The organism is Bacilli bacterium (assembly GCA_035326105.1).
Lineage (GTDB): Bacteria > Bacillota_I > Bacilli_A > RFN20 > CAG-826 > UBA7706.
On record DAOKYO010000001.1, the window covers coordinates 506,130 to 520,837 of the forward strand.

A 14,708-nucleotide genomic window follows, 5' to 3' on the forward strand; every position below is an offset into this window, starting at 1 on the left:
CTTTAAAATATTTGGGTATCTTTATAGTATCCACTCTTAATGTAGTTTGCCCACTCGGCAATGTTGACCGAATGGTCGGCAATTCGCTCTAGATATTTAAGAATAAAAGTGGAATTAATCGCAAAAGCGGGTTCTAATTCTTGACTTTGAAGCTTCGCAATTATTTCTTTTTGGGCATCTTCATATAGTTTATCAACTTCATCATCGCGAGCAATTACTTCCCGCGCCAAGTCGCTATCTTCTTTTATAAAACTGCTTACCGAATCATCGACCATGGCGATGGCAATTTCAGCAATATGGTTTATTAACTCCATTTTACCATGACCTAACCCCCTTAACTTTTGATTATACTCCATAATATCTTCCGCATGGTCACCAATCCGTTCAAGGTCGCTCGACATTTTCAAAATGCCAGTGACGATTTTTAAATCGTTGGCATATAGTTTTTCTCGCACCATAATATCGAGACACTTCTCTTCAATCAGGCGTTCATAATGGTCAACCAAATCATCGTTGACAACATATTTTTCATCCTCATCCTCCGGATGTGTGAAAATGTCGATGGCGCGGTGAATGTTGCTTTCAACAAGTGATGCCATCTGATACAGTAACTGATTCAACTCTTTTAATTCTTCATCAATGTGCATATCATTTCTCCTTGATATCATCCAAATCGTCCGGTTATATAGGCTTCCGTTTTCGGATTTTTCGGACTCTTAAATAAAACTTCTGTTCGATCATACTCGATGACTTCACCCAAAAGGAAAAAGGCCGTGTAATCGCTGATGCGCGAAGCCTGACCCATATTATGCGTGACAATTACGATGGTGTATTCCTTTTTTAATTCGCCGATGAGATCCTCAATTTTTTGCGTGGCAATCGGATCGAGCGCACTGGTTGGCTCGTCCATAAGTATGACCTCCGGTTCCATGGCGATAGCCCTAGCGATGCAAAGGCGCTGTTTTTGTCCCCCGGATAAAGACAGGGCACTTTCATTTAAACGCTCTTTAACCTCATCATACAGGGCGGCTTTCTTTAACGCGTCGGTGACAATTTTGTTCAGTTCAATGCGATTCTTTATTCCTTGGCAGCGAGGGCCGTAAGCCACGTTGTCAAAAATTGACATTGGAAATGGGTTCGGAACTTGAAAGACCATGCCGACTTTGGTTCTTAGACTCAGCGGTAAAATACTGTTTATTTCCGCTCCGTTATAAGTGATGCTTCCCTCGACTTTTGAGTTGGAAATAAGGTCATTCATTCGATTGAGGCAGCGTAAAAAAGTGGATTTTCCGCAACCGCTGGGGCCGATAAAAGCCACGACTTGATGCCGATAAATATCCATATCGGCACTTTTAATCACATTTTTGCTGCCGTAGGAAACACTTAAGTTTCTAATTTGGAAAACGACATCGGAAGGTAGATTGGAAATCATAGGACTTTCTCCTTAACGATAAGTTTTTTGGATATTAATTTTATTGTGATGGAAAGAATTAATACCACGGCCAATATAATAATAGAGATGGCGCTGGCCACTTCGACATTTGGGGTTTCCCCTTTTAATACGGTCCAAATATGGACAGCTAAGGTCGCGGAGCGTCCGTTTAAAGCAATGTTGTCTTTAATGGAAGCGCCGATTGCATATATTAAAGCGGCACTTTCGCCGATAATTCTTCCGATGGAAAGCAGTGTGGCGGTCAGTATTCCCGGGATGGCATTGGGAATTACGATTTTAAAAATAGTCTGCGTTTTAGATGCTCCTAGAGCCAGCGATCCCAGGCGATAGTCGTCGGGGATGGTCTTTAAACTTTCTTCGGTTGATTTAATGATAACGGGAAGCAAAATAATTGTCATTGTTAAGGCTCCGCTCATAATGGAACCGCCGTCGGAGTTAATAATTTTATTCATCAAAGGGATAAATATTACAGCCCCGGCCAGCCCAAAAATAATTGAAGGAATTCCCGAACTCATTTCGATCATCGTGCTCATAATGCGATTAGCCCGACTTCTTGGAGCATATTCATATAAGTAAATTGCCGCAGCAATACCTAGAGGTAAAGCAAATAACAGACTGAATATAATCAGATAAAAAGTTGATATCAGCGATCCACGGATTCCCTCCCCGGGAATTTTATAAACTAAATCGGTGATTATAATTCCCGTATCGAAAGTCGAAGCCATCGTTTCAGCACCATCTTTGCCTAAAACAATCAGAAGGTTGCCGTCAATATCTTCCATCATTAATTTAGTGATATACTCATCCGCGGACAGACGAACATATTCGCTGGAATTCATTTCATTTAGATTGTTTAAGGGCGAGTTTTCATCTACGTATTCGATATAAACAACGCTTTCTTTACTTCGTGTCCTGCCATCCTTTAAAGCAACTCCCCATTTTGAAGAGAAAAAAGTGCCTTCAATTTGAGGATTGATATAGTTACCTAGGTTTGGAGAATCAACTAAATAAGCATTGGTGACCTGTTCCGCGTAATTGCCAGTTATAAAATCCCAAGATAAAGTGGAAGTACCACGGGCAAAAACAAAAGCGATAATTGAAACTAAAATAATTAAGCCAAAAGAAGCGAAAATGTAGGTTATGGCATTTAAAAAGCCGTCTTTACGCTTTCGCTTTTTAAAATTTTGTTGAATCATTGTGCATTATCCCCGAGTTTTTTCTTTAAATAGTTAAGAAGCAAGTTACTAAACAGAATCAAGGCGATAAGAATTATTCCTACGGAGAAGCGAATATCGTAATCGACGCCGACGGTTTCATTAAACCCTAACAGCATGGTGGAAGTTAACGTTCGCGAGCGATCAAATAATCCGAAGGTAGGACCGCTGCCGGCATTACCGATTACCATGGATACGGCAGTAGCTTCGCCAAGAGCCCGGCCGGTTCCTAAAACAATCCCTGCAAAAATACCTGAACGCGCGGCTTTAAGGACAACTTTAAAATTTGTTTGTGTCAGCGAAGCCCCCAAGGCCAATGAGCCGGCAATCAGTGTGGGATTAACCGCTTTAATTGCCGTAATCGAGAACATGGTAATCGTCGGCATAATCATCATTGACAGGACAATTACGGTTGTCAAAATGGATAGTCCTCCGGCTGTCTGTTGACCAAAAACCATCGCCAAGTCGCGGACCATAGGAGCGATAAATCCCATACCAAATAGTCCAAATATCACCGAGGGAATGCTCGCTAAAAGTTCAACCACGTAGTTAACGGCGTTCCCTAACTTTGGACGGGCGATTCGCGTGATGAAAAGCGCAGTCAAGACACTGATGGGGACGGCAATGATAAGAGACAGCAATACGATGTAAAGCGTATCGATAACCGCAAATCCAATACCATAACTGATGGGGGGCGTAAACCAAGTTAGGCCAAAAATAAAATCAGCCAAAGAGACACGATAATTAGTTCCTCCAATAGTGTAGGTGGTTAAAAATGGGGTTATCCCCTTATAAAAAATAAAAATGACTATCACCACAATTATTGAAGAAGCGAGAAGAGCAAAAATGAGAAAAAGCCAGCGGGATATTTTATCACCCCAGGCTTTCAGTTTCATATTTCGACTTAAAAGGGCTTGATTGGAGACTCGATTCATTGATTAGACCTTATGCATCAAGCAACCAATTGATTCCAGGTGGTGTAAGTTCCATCGTAGATTTTATGTACCGTCAGGGCATCAATATCGGTAATTAATCCGTTGGCTTTGTTGACGACATTAACGATAGCATCAGTGCAAACTTTACCGATAGTTCCCTCACTCGCGGGCTCATTCTCTTCAAATTCCCGTGAGGCAAAACCGATGTCTAAATAATTGGCCCCATCCTTTTCGCTGCCTTGAGTCCGCTTATAGGCGTCTCCGCTACCGGTATGATTATGTTCGGCGATAAAGTTGCCGGCTTTTTTGGAAAATTCAGCAGTCAGGGCTTTGGCGACTTTTTCCGCCGAGGTAGATCCGCCCACATGAATGGTAATGCTGCTGTTATCTTTATTTAGAACAGGAAAACTGCTTTTTATATCATCCCACTTGGGATCGGTCGATTTGATATCGACGATGCCATCTTGTGACTTAATTGTCGCCTTACCTTCTTGCGTGCTCATATAGGCAACAAGAGCGGATACTAATTCGGCTTTATCTTCACTATCAAAGTTGGTGCGGACAATGTAGTTGAAGTTTCGGCTTAAGTTGTAAGTTCCGTTGATGACATTGGCTTCATTGGGAACAACTCCCGCATACTTTAGACCAATTAATCCAGAATCTTCTAACGACGATAAGGAAATATACCCATATCCATATTTGTCATTGCTGATTGAACTGATCATTGAACCGTTTCCATCGACCTCGACATAATCGTTAACAAGAACGGTGTTGTCTTTAATCGCTTCCTTAAAATTGATTTTGGTGAAGAAACCGTCGCGGGTTCCGCTGGTAACATCACGAGTATAAACAGTAATCTTGGCCGATTGATCAAATCCTTGATTACAACTGGCTAGGGTAATCGCTCCTAGGCAGAGGGGGATAAATCCCAAAAGTTTTGTTTTCTTCATTCTTTCCTCTTTCATTTTTCCTTTTTTCTTTGTTTTACGAGTCGATTATAAGAGAAAATAAAGTGGCGAATAAACCAAAGGCCCGTAAATAAATGTAAAGAAAAGGTAAAAGCGAAAACCATTACTCATTTCATTAGCAAGTTATATCATTTTCCACTAATATTAATACGGGAGAGGAAATTATGACGAATAAGGAAGTAGTGCGCAGCTTCTATGAAGCAGCTTATAATCAGAAAAACTACGAGGCAGCTCTCGGATTTTTAACACCTACTTACTTCAATCATTCCCCGGCAATTGCCTCCTCGAGTGAAGATGCAATCGACACGATAAAGCAAGTTCACCTAGCTTTTAGTAATCTTCGCGTCGAAGTTTTGGGATTGATTGAAGAAGATGATTTAATCGCCGGTCAATTTCTTTTCACCGGAATCCAAAGGAAAGAGTACTTGGGAGTTCCCGCCACTAATGCGGAAATCAGCTGGGAAGCGGTCGAAATTTTCCGTATGAATGCCGGAGGCAAAATAATTGAATCGTGGGGATATTGGCCCGACAGTCAAATTCAAAAAAGCCTCTTAGCCAACGTCAAGCACCAGAGAGGTTAGATATGGATTTTACTTTTTTGTCGTATATAGCGGCCTTTTTAACTACCAGTTCAACGCTGCCGCAGATTTTTAAAATTTTAAAGACCAAAGGAACGGGTGATCTATCCATGAACACCTATATCGCCATGGTTGTGGGAATCGGATGTTGGGCAGGTTATGGCTTCTATAAAATGGATTTTGCCCTGATTATTGCCAATGTTATTACTTTTGTTTTCAATGCGATTATCTTAGGCTTTATTATTCGGGATCGAATTAAAAGAAGACAGGAGGCTAGAGTTAGAGAATGAAATCAATTAAGTCTCAGGACATTTTGTTTAGACCAATCAAGGCCATCGGACGGGATTATTTTTTGATTAATACAGAGGCAAACGGACAAAGAAATGCCATGACAGCCGCCTGGGGGCAAATAGGGCTTTTATGGAATAAGCCGATTTTCACCATTTATGTTCGGCCCTCCCGTTATACCAAAAAACTTCTTGATCAAAGCGAATACTTTGTCATCTCCTTTCTTCCCTTTGGACATTCGGCCTATGAATATTTAGGAACCATCAGTGGATATGAGGAAGAAAGAAAAGTTGAAAAGTCACGACTTAAGGTTTTACCCTTGGAGCATGGTTTTACTTTTGAGGAGGCGTACCTTACTCTCGTCTGTAAAAAAATATATGTTTCAGCGGTTAAAAAAGAAAATTTTTTAGAAAGCAAGATTCCTTCAACCAACTATCCGAAAGACGATTTTTCGCTTCAATATATCGGGGAGATTGTTTCGGCTTACAGCAATGAAGATAATCAGTAGTTTATTATGAAGGAGTAGGCGATAATTAAACCGCTTAAAAAGCGGTTTTTCTTTGCCCCATTGAAAGAAGAATTAATTATTTGAAGGCTTGCTGCCAGATTAACTCTAATCAAGCAAGCGCTTTATTTTGTTTACTGATTGATAATTATGTTTAATAAAGTAGAATATATAAGGTTAGCAAACCCTAACTCATATTTTTTGATAGAAACCGGAGACCATTATGCAAAAAAAGATGGCAGAACTAAAAATTGGTGAAATTGGAAAAGTTGTTGAAATGCAAGCCAAGGGCCGCATCCGTCAGCGTCTGTTCGATATGGGTATTACTCCGGGAACTGAAGTATTGATGGTCAGACGCGCGCCGCTCGGTGATCCATTTGAAATTAAACTGCGGGGATATCAACTTTCGCTTCGAAAAGTCGAAGGTGATGAGGTAGTAGTGGAGGTTAAGGATGCTTAAATTTGCGTTAGCGGGCAATCCCAATTCCGGAAAAACAACCCTTTTCAATTCATTGACCGGTTCGACGGCTCAGGTTGGCAATTGGCCGGGAGTTACGGTTGATAAGAAGGTCGGAACTTATAAAGCCGGTCAAGAAACCGTCCAAGTAGTGGACTTGCCAGGAATATATTCGCTTTCGCCCTATACCCCTGAAGAAGTTGTATCCCGTAATTTTTTAATCGATGAAAAACCGGATTGCGTCATTAATATCATCGATGCCACCAATTTAGAAAGAAATCTTTATCTCACCACGCAACTTTTGGAGATTGATGTTCCGGTTATCATTGCGCTCAATATGATGGATGCTGCGTTAGAATTAGGAGAAAAAATTGATATTGAGGCGATGATGAAGATTTTTCAAGTGCCGGTGGTTCCCATCAGCGCTTTAAAAAATGAAGGACTTGCAACTTTGATGCAGAAAGCTCTTATCGTCGCTCGGCACCCGCGGCATGGCTGGTCGGTAATTGAACGCAGTTCATTGAAAAAAGTCTTCGATCAAGTTCATCCCTTGGTTGAAAGCTTACCTTCCATCGGGTCACACACCTTTCATATAGTAAAATTTATCGAAGGTGATGAAATGGAAAAAGCGATGCATCCCCATATCTATCAGCAAGTTCAGGAAATTGAATTAACGCTGCCTCTTGATAATTTTAAAGGGGACTTCGGGGGTAAAGTCGCCGATGCTCGCTACAACTTTATCACCGAGCATTTTCCTGAGATTGTCCGCAGTAATTACAACCCGCATGCCTTGACTAAAAGCGATAAAATTGATCGGATATTAACTAATAAATGGCTGGGAATTCCAATCTTTTTCTTGACGATGCTTTTGGTGTTTCATATTGTCTTTAGTCATGACTTTCTATTTTTAAGTATCTTTATTCCCAAAAACAGTTTCGATATTCCAATCATCGGAACCGACGCGATTAATTCGCCGGGGGTTATTTTGTCCGAGGCGGTGACATACTTATGCGACTTAATTGGTCTCGGTTTAACCTCCGTATTAAAAACGGCTCCCACCTGGCTAAATGGGCTTATTGTCGAGGGACTATGGGCCGGATTATCGACTGTGCTGGGTTTTATCCCACTAATTATTTCGCTGTTCTTCTTTATTACCTTACTTGAAGACAGCGGCTATATGGCCCGCGCGGCCTTTATTATGGATCGAGCATTTCGCCGGATGGGACTGAGCGGGCGTTCTTTTGTTCCGCTTCTAATGTCATTTGGGTGTGCTGTTCCGGGAATTATGGCTACTAGAACTCTTGAAAGTGAAAAAGAGAGGCGCCTAACTATTATGCTTACTCCTTTTTTCAGTTGCAGTGCTAAATTACAAATTTGGGCCGCCTTCGGTGCCTTCCTGTATCAGGGCCAATATGCCGGGCTTGTCGTATTTTTAATTTATCTTTTGGGAATTTTGGTTTCTATTATCGCGGCCTTACTTCTTTCAAAACTATCGCGGAGTCGCAATTCCGGTTCGCCCTTTATTATGGAATTACCGGCCTATCATATTCCGCAGGCGAAAAACGTCGGTTTGCACCTTTGGGAAAAATTAAAGGATTATTTGCATCGAGCGGCGACAATTATTGCCGGTTCGATTGTCGTAATTTGGTTTTTATCCAGTTTCTCCTTTTCCTTCCGCATGGTCGATAATATCGATTACTCGATGCTCGGGCAAATTGCCAAAGTAATAAATTATGTTTTTTATCCGCTTGGATGGGCTCAAGGAAGTTATGGATGGATGTATACGGTGGCCTCTTTCACGGGTTTAGTCGCTAAGGAGATGGTGCCGGCGACGTTAGGGACATTTGCTGGTATTTCAGAAGAGGCACTTATTGGCTCTTTATCCTTGCCCGCGGCCTTTTCCTTCATGGCTTTTAACCTACTGACGGTTCCTTGCATGGCTTCGGTCAGTGCCGCGCGCAGTGAACTGCGTAGTCGTCGAAAATTTATCGAGACCATATTATTTTGGATCGTCACCAGTTATGTTGTATCGATGATTGTCTATTGGGTGGGAACTATAACAATTCTTATTCCGGTGCTATTGTTTGTTCTTGTGCTTTTCTTCGTTTGGATTTTCTTGCCTTCTAAAAAGGATAAAAAAGTAATTCAACAATAATTGTTTTTGCTTTTCATTTGCTAAAATATAACCATGAATAAGAATGTTTCCATTATTTTTCTTCCGGCTAATCTAGACAGCAAGCGCCTACAAGCGGACGAGCTTTTAGCGGCTTCTTTTGAAGCGGAAACCGAGGGCTTTTACCCCCATGTTACCTTGCTGACTTTTTCCGGAATTAAAACGACCAAGGTTAGGTATGAATTAGAAAGTATCCTCAACTCGATTCCTTCCTTTTCTCTTGTTTTTGACCGAATGACAATCACTAATAATTTGTTGCGCCTTGAGAGTAATATGAGTTTAGAAATGGAAGAGATTTTCAAGCGGCTCATCGCCAATACGGATTTGATAAAAGCCATGCCGTCTTATCTTCATATGACAATGTTTAATGTTAAAAATTTGTCCGGGGAGGAGCAAGAAAAACTTCGAAATGGCATTGCTCTACCAAGACGAATTCACTTTGATCGAGTGGCGATTAGTTCGATATCCACCGGCGGATATCGACTGTTAAAAATCTATTCATTAATGTAAAAAAGTAACGAGTCTTTATATAAATTGATAGTCGCGATATGAGCGACTTTTTTTATTGCGGTTTTTTACCGATAAACGTCGGAGGAAGGTTGTCGGTACAGAGGATAAAGTTTATAATTATAAACAAAGTTATCTTTAAAAAAGATAAGAGGAGAGTGCCGATGGTTTCAAAAGACATTATCTCAAAACGTGATTATAAAACGGTATATGCCGTTGACGGACAAATTGTGAAAAGATTCAAACCCGGGTTTGATTTGGCACGGATTTTTAATGAAGCATTAAATCAAAGTTATATGGAGAAAACATCCATCAATGTTCCGAAGATTCTAAAAGTTGAACCGGATGAAACCGGAGCTTGGGCGATTTATTCCGAGCAAATTGCAGGAAAGACAATTGGAGAATTGATTAAACTTCACCCTGAAAACACGGATAAATACTTAGAAATTTTTGTCGATCTTCAGGTGGAGATGCAAAAGATAGAGGTTCCATACTTAAAACCTTTCCAGGCGATATTTCATAGTTCTTTAGTTACAAGCAATGAATTTCTGCCGACGATTCGCTTTGGTCTTCTTCAAGAATATTTGCGATTTCCCAAGAATCATAAAATTATTCATTTTGATTTTTCGTTTTCCAACATTGTGATTGACGGCAATAATAAGCCTTGGATTATCGATTGGTCACACGCGGTCAGCGGAACGGGCGCGGTTGATGCCATCAATACTTTTATTTGGCTTAATACGCATGGCTATCAGAATTTAAGCGATAAATATTTAGAACTTTATGCCGGCAAAAGCGGTATTGCCCAAGAGGAATTGCTGCTTTGGAAGCCAATCGTGGCGGCGGTTATCTATACCGGCGCTCCGGCAAAAGACAAAAAGTATCTATGGAAGCTTATCAGCCAAAGAGGAGAACAAGAAAATGGATTATAAAATCAAATTTGACAGCAATGTTCAATCCGTTAAACATGCCGTTCTCCGCGAGGTGGCAAAATTAGCTTTTTCCAACCGACTTTATGATGATTATGACAAATTACCGGAAGAGATTATGCCCGGGCCCAAACCGACGATGCGTTGCTGTAATTACAAGGAGCAAGCGATTCTCAAAGAACGCGTTAAAATTGCCTGTGGCGGCGATTTTCGAAATCCGAATATTCTTGAAGTGATTAAATCGGCGTGCGATGAATGCCCGCTGGGCGGATATACGGTTACCAATGCTTGCCGTGGCTGCATCGCTCACAAATGTCAGACCGTCTGTCCTAAAAATACCATTCATATTGATCCGATTACCCATACTGCCAAGATTGATAAAACCAATTGTGTCAACTGCGGAATGTGTGCCAAAGCTTGTCCGTATAGCGCTATTTTGGATATGAAACGACCCTGCGAGATGGCTTGTAAGGTTGGAGCCATATCGATTGATAAAGACGGCGCCAGTGAAATAAATGAAGAAAAATGCATTCGGTGCGGAGCGTGTGCCTATCAGTGTCCGTTCGGGGCCATTATGGATAAGTCCTATATGATTGATGTTATTGAAATGCTAAAAAGGGCTAAAAAGGATAAAAATTATCGGGTTGGGGTGATCGTTGCCCCGAGTATCGCCGGGCAATTCGAAAATGTTCGCTTGACCCAAGTCGTAAGCGGAATATTAGAGTTAGGTTTTTCGAGCGTTATAGAGGCGGCCAAGGGAGCGGATATGGTGGCGATAGACGAGAGCGATGAACTTCTTGAAAAAGGATTTTTAACCTCCTCTTGCTGTCCGGCTTTTGTCCGTTATATCCAAGTTCATAAACCAAGCATCGCCGATCACGTATCGCACAACCTTTCACCTCAAGCGGCCATCGCCCGCTTTATCAAGCAGAAAGATCCGGAATTGCATTTGGTTTTTGTGGGTCCCTGCATCGCTAAAAAGATGGAGTGTCAATTACCCGAAGTCAATAAATATGTTGATGTGGCTTTAACCTTTGAGGAACTTTTGGCAATGTTTGCCGCCCAAGAGGTGGATCTAACCACTCAGCCGGATGGATTGCTCTCGGGGGCAAGTTACTTTGGAAGAATATTTGCTCGCTGCGGAGGCTTATCGGAAGCGGTTGCGCAGGCGATTAAGGAAAAGGGTCGCGAAGATTTTATTCTGCGCCCGGTTGCCGTTGACGGCATGGAAGCAGTCAAAGAGGTTGTCGCAAAAGTCGTCTCTAAAAAAGCGGACTTTAACTTTATTGAAGGTATGGCTTGTTCGGGAGGATGTATTGGGGGACCGGCGATGATTAACCATGAGATGCGGGATAAAATGATGGTTGAAAAAATGGCCCGGACGGGACGCGCCACAATCAATGATTCATTAAACGATATTGACTGATTTAACTTTTTAAACGAGAATATAAAGCATACATGTCTCAAAAAAAATACATTTTGCAAAGAAAATGGAAGGAATAAAATGATTATAACGGTTGTTAGTGACGTTTTAGGAAAAGAGAATAATGGGACGACAATCGCCGCTATGAATCTCATTCGTGCCCTAAAAAAAAGAGGTCACACAGTTAGAGTATTATGCTGCGATCAAGACCGAAAAGGTCAGGAAAATTTCTATGTATGCCCTATTTTATCATTGGGGATATTTAACAATTATGTAGCAAAGAACGGAGTCCAGCTGGCGAAGCCCGACAAAGAAGTCGTTCGTTCTGCCTTACAAGGAGCGGATGCCGTCCATATCATGCTTCCCTTCGGTTTGGGAAAAAGCGCAATGCGGATGGCTCGGAAAATGGGTTTGCCTATTTCCGCCGGTTTCCACACCCAGGCAGAAAATATCACTTCGCATCTTTTTTTGAAAAACGAAAAGTTGAGCAACTTTATTGTCTACAAAGTTTTTTACAATTCTTTTTATCGTTATGTGGACGCAATTCATTATCCAACGGAATTTATTCATCAGGTTTTCGAAAAATATTCCGGGCATAAAACAAATGCTTTTGTGATATCTAATGGGGTCAACCTACGCTTTCAGAAACGGCCGGATGATTTTAAGCGGCCAGAAGAATTGAATGGCAATTATGTTATATTGTCTACGGGGCGCTATAGTGACGAAAAATGTCAAAAGGTTTTAATTAGGGCGGTAAAAAAGAGTCGTCACGAGAAGGATATTCAACTTGTTTTAGCGGGCGCAGGACCGTTAGAAAAAAAGTACCGTCATCTTGGATAGAGTCTTTCCAATAAACCAATCATGCGGTTTTTCGATCATGAAATGATGGTTAATGTCATTTATTCGGCGGATTTATATTGTCACCCAGCCGATATTGAAATTGAATCAATTGCCTGTCTTGAAGCCATCAGCGGCGGCTTAGTGCCGCTTATTAGCAACTCCCATCGGAGTGCCGCCCGCCACTTTGCTTTGACGCCTGCGAATACTTTTAAAGTTAATAATGTCCATGATTTAGCCAACCAAATTGATTATTGGATTGAGCATCCAAAGGAAAAGGACGAAAACCGCAGACTTTACGAACATTTTACCGATCAATTTGCTTTTGAAACCTGCATGGATAGAATGGAAGAGATGATAGTCTCCACCGCCAGGAAGAAATCACATCAGTGAAAGGAGAGATTCACTATGGATAAACAGCGCATCGTCTACTACGATAATGAGCTGACGGATGATTTTGCCGGTAACAATATTAAACAAAAAAAACTGGGCCCTCGCTTTAAATATATTCATCGAAACATTTTCTGGCGTTTTGGTTCATGGTTTGCCTATTATTTTATCGCTTGGCCGATTTTAGGATTGATTGGTTCCATCAAATTTGGCGTTCGGATTAAGGGAAGAAAAAACTTGAAATCATTACGGAAAACAGGCTTTTTCGTTTATGGAAATCATTCGTGCTGGGGAGATTCCTTCTTCACTTCGACAAAAGTCGTTTGCCCAAAACGGGCATATATCATCGCTAATCCCGATGCAGTATCACTCCCTTTTTTAAAGAACTTTGTCCAGATGATAGGCGCTACTCCGCTGCCGGATAGTTATCAGCGGACGCGCGAATTTCTTGATTGCATCAATTATCGCCTGAAGAAAAAACAAGTGATAATAATTTTCCCTGAGGCTCATATTTGGCCTTATTATACGGGCCTGAGAGATTTTTCTTCTTCCTCGTTTTTTTATCCGGTTAAAACGAACAAGCCGGTAATCGCTTTAGCGGGTACTTGGCGCGCGCCTAAAAAGGCCGGTAAAAAGCCAAGGATTACTCTTCATATCAGTACCCCCTTTTACCCTGATGCTAATTTGGATCGTAAGGAAGCGGAGCAAAAACTGCGCGATCAAGTTTATGAATTTTTAAAGGATAAGACATCTTCTAAGGACAACTACGAATATATTAGGTACGTGAAAAGAGATAAAGCTAGTGTATAGACTAGCTTTTTTTGAGCGTTAGAAATCAAAAAAAGAGATTTATCGCTTATATTATGTATGTGAGGTGGAAGATATGGAAAACCATTATGAGGTAATTATTGTTGGCGCCGGGCCGGGTGGATTATCGGCAGCGGTTTATGCTGGCAGAAGCGAAATGAAGACGCTCATCATTGAAAAAGGAGCCCAAGGCGGGCGGGTTAAAGACACTCTGGAGGTAAGCAATTATTTAGGAGCAGCTACGCTTAGCGGACCGGAATTAGTGGAACATTTTTATCAGCATGCACTTTTATTTCCAAGCGTTTCTTTGATTAGAACGACAGTTACCGGTATAAAAAAAGATGGTGACATATTTACTGTTTCAACTAAAAGGCGAGGCGATTTTACTGCTGACAGCGTAATTTTAGCTCTTGGTACCGAACCGCGGGTTTTAGGGCTTGCCGGCGAAAAAGAATATTTTGGCCGCGGAGTGCATTATTGTGCGACCTGCGACGGAGCTTTTTATAAAGACAAGGAAGTATATGTTTTGGGCGCGGGCGATCAAGCTATTGAAGAAGGCGACTTTTTAACTCGTTTTGCCAGGAATGTTCACATTATTGTGATTCATGAAGAGGGGCACGTGGATGCCAATCAGCTGTCGTTTAATCGCGTAAAAGAGAATCCAAAGATTGATTTTATTTGGAATTCAACTTTGGACGAGGTTTTAGGAGACGGCAGTAAAGTAATTGGCCTAAAAATTAAAAATGTAAAAAGCGGAGAAATAAAAACCGTTCCCGCGGATGCCGTTTTCTCGTTTGTGGGGATGGTTCCTAATACGGGAATAGTACGAGATTCAGTCAAAATTGACCGCAATGGCTACATATATGTTGATGAAACGAAGGCCACAAGTCTTCCGGGCTTATATGCGGTGGGAGACTGCACAGTAACCTATCTTCGTCAGATAATTGTTGCCGCGAGCGACGGCGCCGTTGCCGCTACGGCCATTGAAAGATATTTAAAGGAAGTCAGCGGTATTAAACGCCTTCTCACTGCCGAAAGCGGCAAAGTCGCTTTTATCTTTTATTCCCCCTATGATCAAGAAAATTTAAGCCGTCTTGGACAGGAAGAAAAAATTCTTGGCGAGCAAGGATACATGGTATATCGCCAGGATATTTCCCGTCAGCATTTGTTATATGACCGACTGGCAATTAAGGAACCATTTGCTGTTATAAAATATATAAATGGGAAAAAGGAGAGTGATTAGT

At 41.4% G+C, this 14,708-nt stretch carries 17 protein-coding genes; 12 read left to right on the top strand and 5 right to left on the bottom strand.

The window, feature by feature from the left end:
- Window positions 1-2: 2 nt before the first annotated feature.
- From phoU to PKC96_02275, 5 genes are read right to left on the bottom strand one after another with little or no spacing between them, the layout of a single operon-like run.
- Window positions 3-647 carry a phosphate signaling complex protein PhoU gene (gene phoU, locus PKC96_02255; protein HMM00151.1) on the bottom strand — a complete coding sequence of 215 codons (645 nt, stop codon included), beginning with the start codon at window positions 645-647 and terminating at the stop codon, window positions 3-5.
- A gap of 17 nt (window positions 648-664) precedes the next feature.
- Window positions 665-1,432: a phosphate ABC transporter ATP-binding protein PstB gene (pstB, locus tag PKC96_02260; GenBank protein ID HMM00152.1), complete on the bottom strand. Its 768-nt coding sequence runs from the start codon at window positions 1,430-1,432 to the stop codon at window positions 665-667.
- Complete coding sequence (gene pstA, locus PKC96_02265; protein ID HMM00153.1) at window positions 1,429-2,649, bottom strand: phosphate ABC transporter permease PstA; 1,221 nt, start codon at window positions 2,647-2,649, stop codon at window positions 1,429-1,431. The genes pstB and pstA overlap by 4 nt, the downstream gene beginning before the upstream one ends.
- Window positions 2,646-3,602 (bottom strand): phosphate ABC transporter permease subunit PstC, encoded by a 957-nt coding sequence (gene pstC / locus PKC96_02270; GenBank protein ID HMM00154.1) that lies wholly within the window; start codon window positions 3,600-3,602, stop codon window positions 2,646-2,648. The genes pstA and pstC overlap by 4 nt, the downstream gene beginning before the upstream one ends.
- Window positions 3,603-3,619: 17 nt before the next feature.
- A complete protein-coding gene (locus PKC96_02275) occupies window positions 3,620-4,552 on the bottom strand; it encodes a substrate-binding domain-containing protein (GenBank protein ID HMM00155.1) in 933 nt (310 codons plus the stop codon).
- Between the two features lie 182 nt (window positions 4,553-4,734).
- On the opposite strand from PKC96_02275, the gene PKC96_02280 reads away from it, so the two are divergent.
- The 12 genes from PKC96_02280 to PKC96_02335 all read left to right on the top strand — a co-directional run bounded on the left by PKC96_02280 (window position 4,735) and on the right by PKC96_02335 (window position 14,707).
- Entirely contained in the window at window positions 4,735-5,151 is a 417-nt protein-coding gene (locus PKC96_02280) for an ester cyclase (GenBank protein ID HMM00156.1), read from the top strand.
- A 2-nt stretch (window positions 5,152-5,153) separates the two neighbouring features.
- Complete coding sequence (locus PKC96_02285; GenBank protein HMM00157.1) at window positions 5,154-5,438, top strand: SemiSWEET transporter; 285 nt, start codon at window positions 5,154-5,156, stop codon at window positions 5,436-5,438.
- A complete protein-coding gene (locus PKC96_02290) occupies window positions 5,435-5,944 on the top strand; it encodes a flavin reductase family protein (GenBank protein HMM00158.1) in 510 nt (169 codons plus the stop codon). Before PKC96_02285 ends, PKC96_02290 begins: the two co-directional genes overlap by 4 nt.
- Before the next feature lie 220 nt (window positions 5,945-6,164).
- On the top strand, window positions 6,165-6,401 hold the full coding sequence (locus tag PKC96_02295) for a FeoA domain-containing protein (protein ID HMM00159.1): 237 nt from the start codon (window positions 6,165-6,167) through the stop codon (window positions 6,399-6,401).
- A complete protein-coding gene (gene feoB / locus PKC96_02300; protein HMM00160.1) occupies window positions 6,394-8,553 on the top strand; it encodes a ferrous iron transport protein B in 2,160 nt (719 codons plus the stop codon). The genes PKC96_02295 and feoB overlap by 8 nt, the downstream gene beginning before the upstream one ends.
- A gap of 33 nt (window positions 8,554-8,586) precedes the next feature.
- The gene (locus tag PKC96_02305; protein HMM00161.1) at window positions 8,587-9,081 is read left to right on the top strand and encodes a hypothetical protein; all 495 of its coding nucleotides are present in this window, start codon (window positions 8,587-8,589) and stop codon (window positions 9,079-9,081) included.
- A gap of 161 nt (window positions 9,082-9,242) precedes the next feature.
- Complete coding sequence (locus PKC96_02310; GenBank protein HMM00162.1) at window positions 9,243-10,010, top strand: phosphotransferase; 768 nt, start codon at window positions 9,243-9,245, stop codon at window positions 10,008-10,010.
- Window positions 10,000-11,433 carry a monomeric [FeFe] hydrogenase gene (locus PKC96_02315; GenBank protein HMM00163.1) on the top strand — a complete coding sequence of 478 codons (1,434 nt, stop codon included), beginning with the start codon at window positions 10,000-10,002 and terminating at the stop codon, window positions 11,431-11,433. Before PKC96_02310 ends, PKC96_02315 begins: the two co-directional genes overlap by 11 nt.
- Before the next feature lie 78 nt (window positions 11,434-11,511).
- Window positions 11,512-12,270 carry a glycosyltransferase gene (locus tag PKC96_02320; protein ID HMM00164.1) on the top strand — a complete coding sequence of 253 codons (759 nt, stop codon included), beginning with the start codon at window positions 11,512-11,514 and terminating at the stop codon, window positions 12,268-12,270.
- Window positions 12,271-12,312: 42 nt separating this feature from the next.
- Window positions 12,313-12,660, top strand: a complete 348-nt coding sequence (locus PKC96_02325) for a hypothetical protein (GenBank protein HMM00165.1) — start codon at window positions 12,313-12,315, stop codon at window positions 12,658-12,660.
- A gap of 15 nt (window positions 12,661-12,675) precedes the next feature.
- On the top strand, window positions 12,676-13,467 hold the full coding sequence (locus PKC96_02330; GenBank protein HMM00166.1) for a lysophospholipid acyltransferase family protein: 792 nt from the start codon (window positions 12,676-12,678) through the stop codon (window positions 13,465-13,467).
- A gap of 73 nt (window positions 13,468-13,540) precedes the next feature.
- Window positions 13,541-14,707: an FAD-dependent oxidoreductase gene (locus PKC96_02335; GenBank protein ID HMM00167.1), complete on the top strand. Its 1,167-nt coding sequence runs from the start codon at window positions 13,541-13,543 to the stop codon at window positions 14,705-14,707.
- The last annotated feature ends 1 nt before the right edge of the window (window position 14,708 follow it).

Coding starts and splice junctions, on each gene's coding strand:
- phoU (HMM00151.1), bottom strand. CDS start 647: ATGCACATTGATGAAGAATTAAAAGAGTTGAATCAGTTACTGTATCAG.
- pstB (HMM00152.1), bottom strand. CDS start 1,432: ATGATTTCCAATCTACCTTCCGATGTCGTTTTCCAAATTAGAAACTTA.
- pstA (HMM00153.1), bottom strand. CDS start 2,649: ATGATTCAACAAAATTTTAAAAAGCGAAAGCGTAAAGACGGCTTTTTA.
- pstC (HMM00154.1), bottom strand. CDS start 3,602: ATGAATCGAGTCTCCAATCAAGCCCTTTTAAGTCGAAATATGAAACTG.
- PKC96_02275 (HMM00155.1), bottom strand. CDS start 4,552: ATGAAGAAAACAAAACTTTTGGGATTTATCCCCCTCTGCCTAGGAGCG.
- PKC96_02280 (HMM00156.1), top strand. CDS start 4,735: ATGACGAATAAGGAAGTAGTGCGCAGCTTCTATGAAGCAGCTTATAAT.
- PKC96_02285 (HMM00157.1), top strand. CDS start 5,154: ATGGATTTTACTTTTTTGTCGTATATAGCGGCCTTTTTAACTACCAGT.
- PKC96_02290 (HMM00158.1), top strand. CDS start 5,435: ATGAAATCAATTAAGTCTCAGGACATTTTGTTTAGACCAATCAAGGCC.
- PKC96_02295 (HMM00159.1), top strand. CDS start 6,165: ATGCAAAAAAAGATGGCAGAACTAAAAATTGGTGAAATTGGAAAAGTT.
- feoB (HMM00160.1), top strand. CDS start 6,394: ATGCTTAAATTTGCGTTAGCGGGCAATCCCAATTCCGGAAAAACAACC.
- PKC96_02305 (HMM00161.1), top strand. CDS start 8,587: ATGAATAAGAATGTTTCCATTATTTTTCTTCCGGCTAATCTAGACAGC.
- PKC96_02310 (HMM00162.1), top strand. CDS start 9,243: ATGGTTTCAAAAGACATTATCTCAAAACGTGATTATAAAACGGTATAT.
- PKC96_02315 (HMM00163.1), top strand. CDS start 10,000: ATGGATTATAAAATCAAATTTGACAGCAATGTTCAATCCGTTAAACAT.
- PKC96_02320 (HMM00164.1), top strand. CDS start 11,512: ATGATTATAACGGTTGTTAGTGACGTTTTAGGAAAAGAGAATAATGGG.
- PKC96_02325 (HMM00165.1), top strand. CDS start 12,313: ATGATGGTTAATGTCATTTATTCGGCGGATTTATATTGTCACCCAGCC.
- PKC96_02330 (HMM00166.1), top strand. CDS start 12,676: ATGGATAAACAGCGCATCGTCTACTACGATAATGAGCTGACGGATGAT.
- PKC96_02335 (HMM00167.1), top strand. CDS start 13,541: ATGGAAAACCATTATGAGGTAATTATTGTTGGCGCCGGGCCGGGTGGA.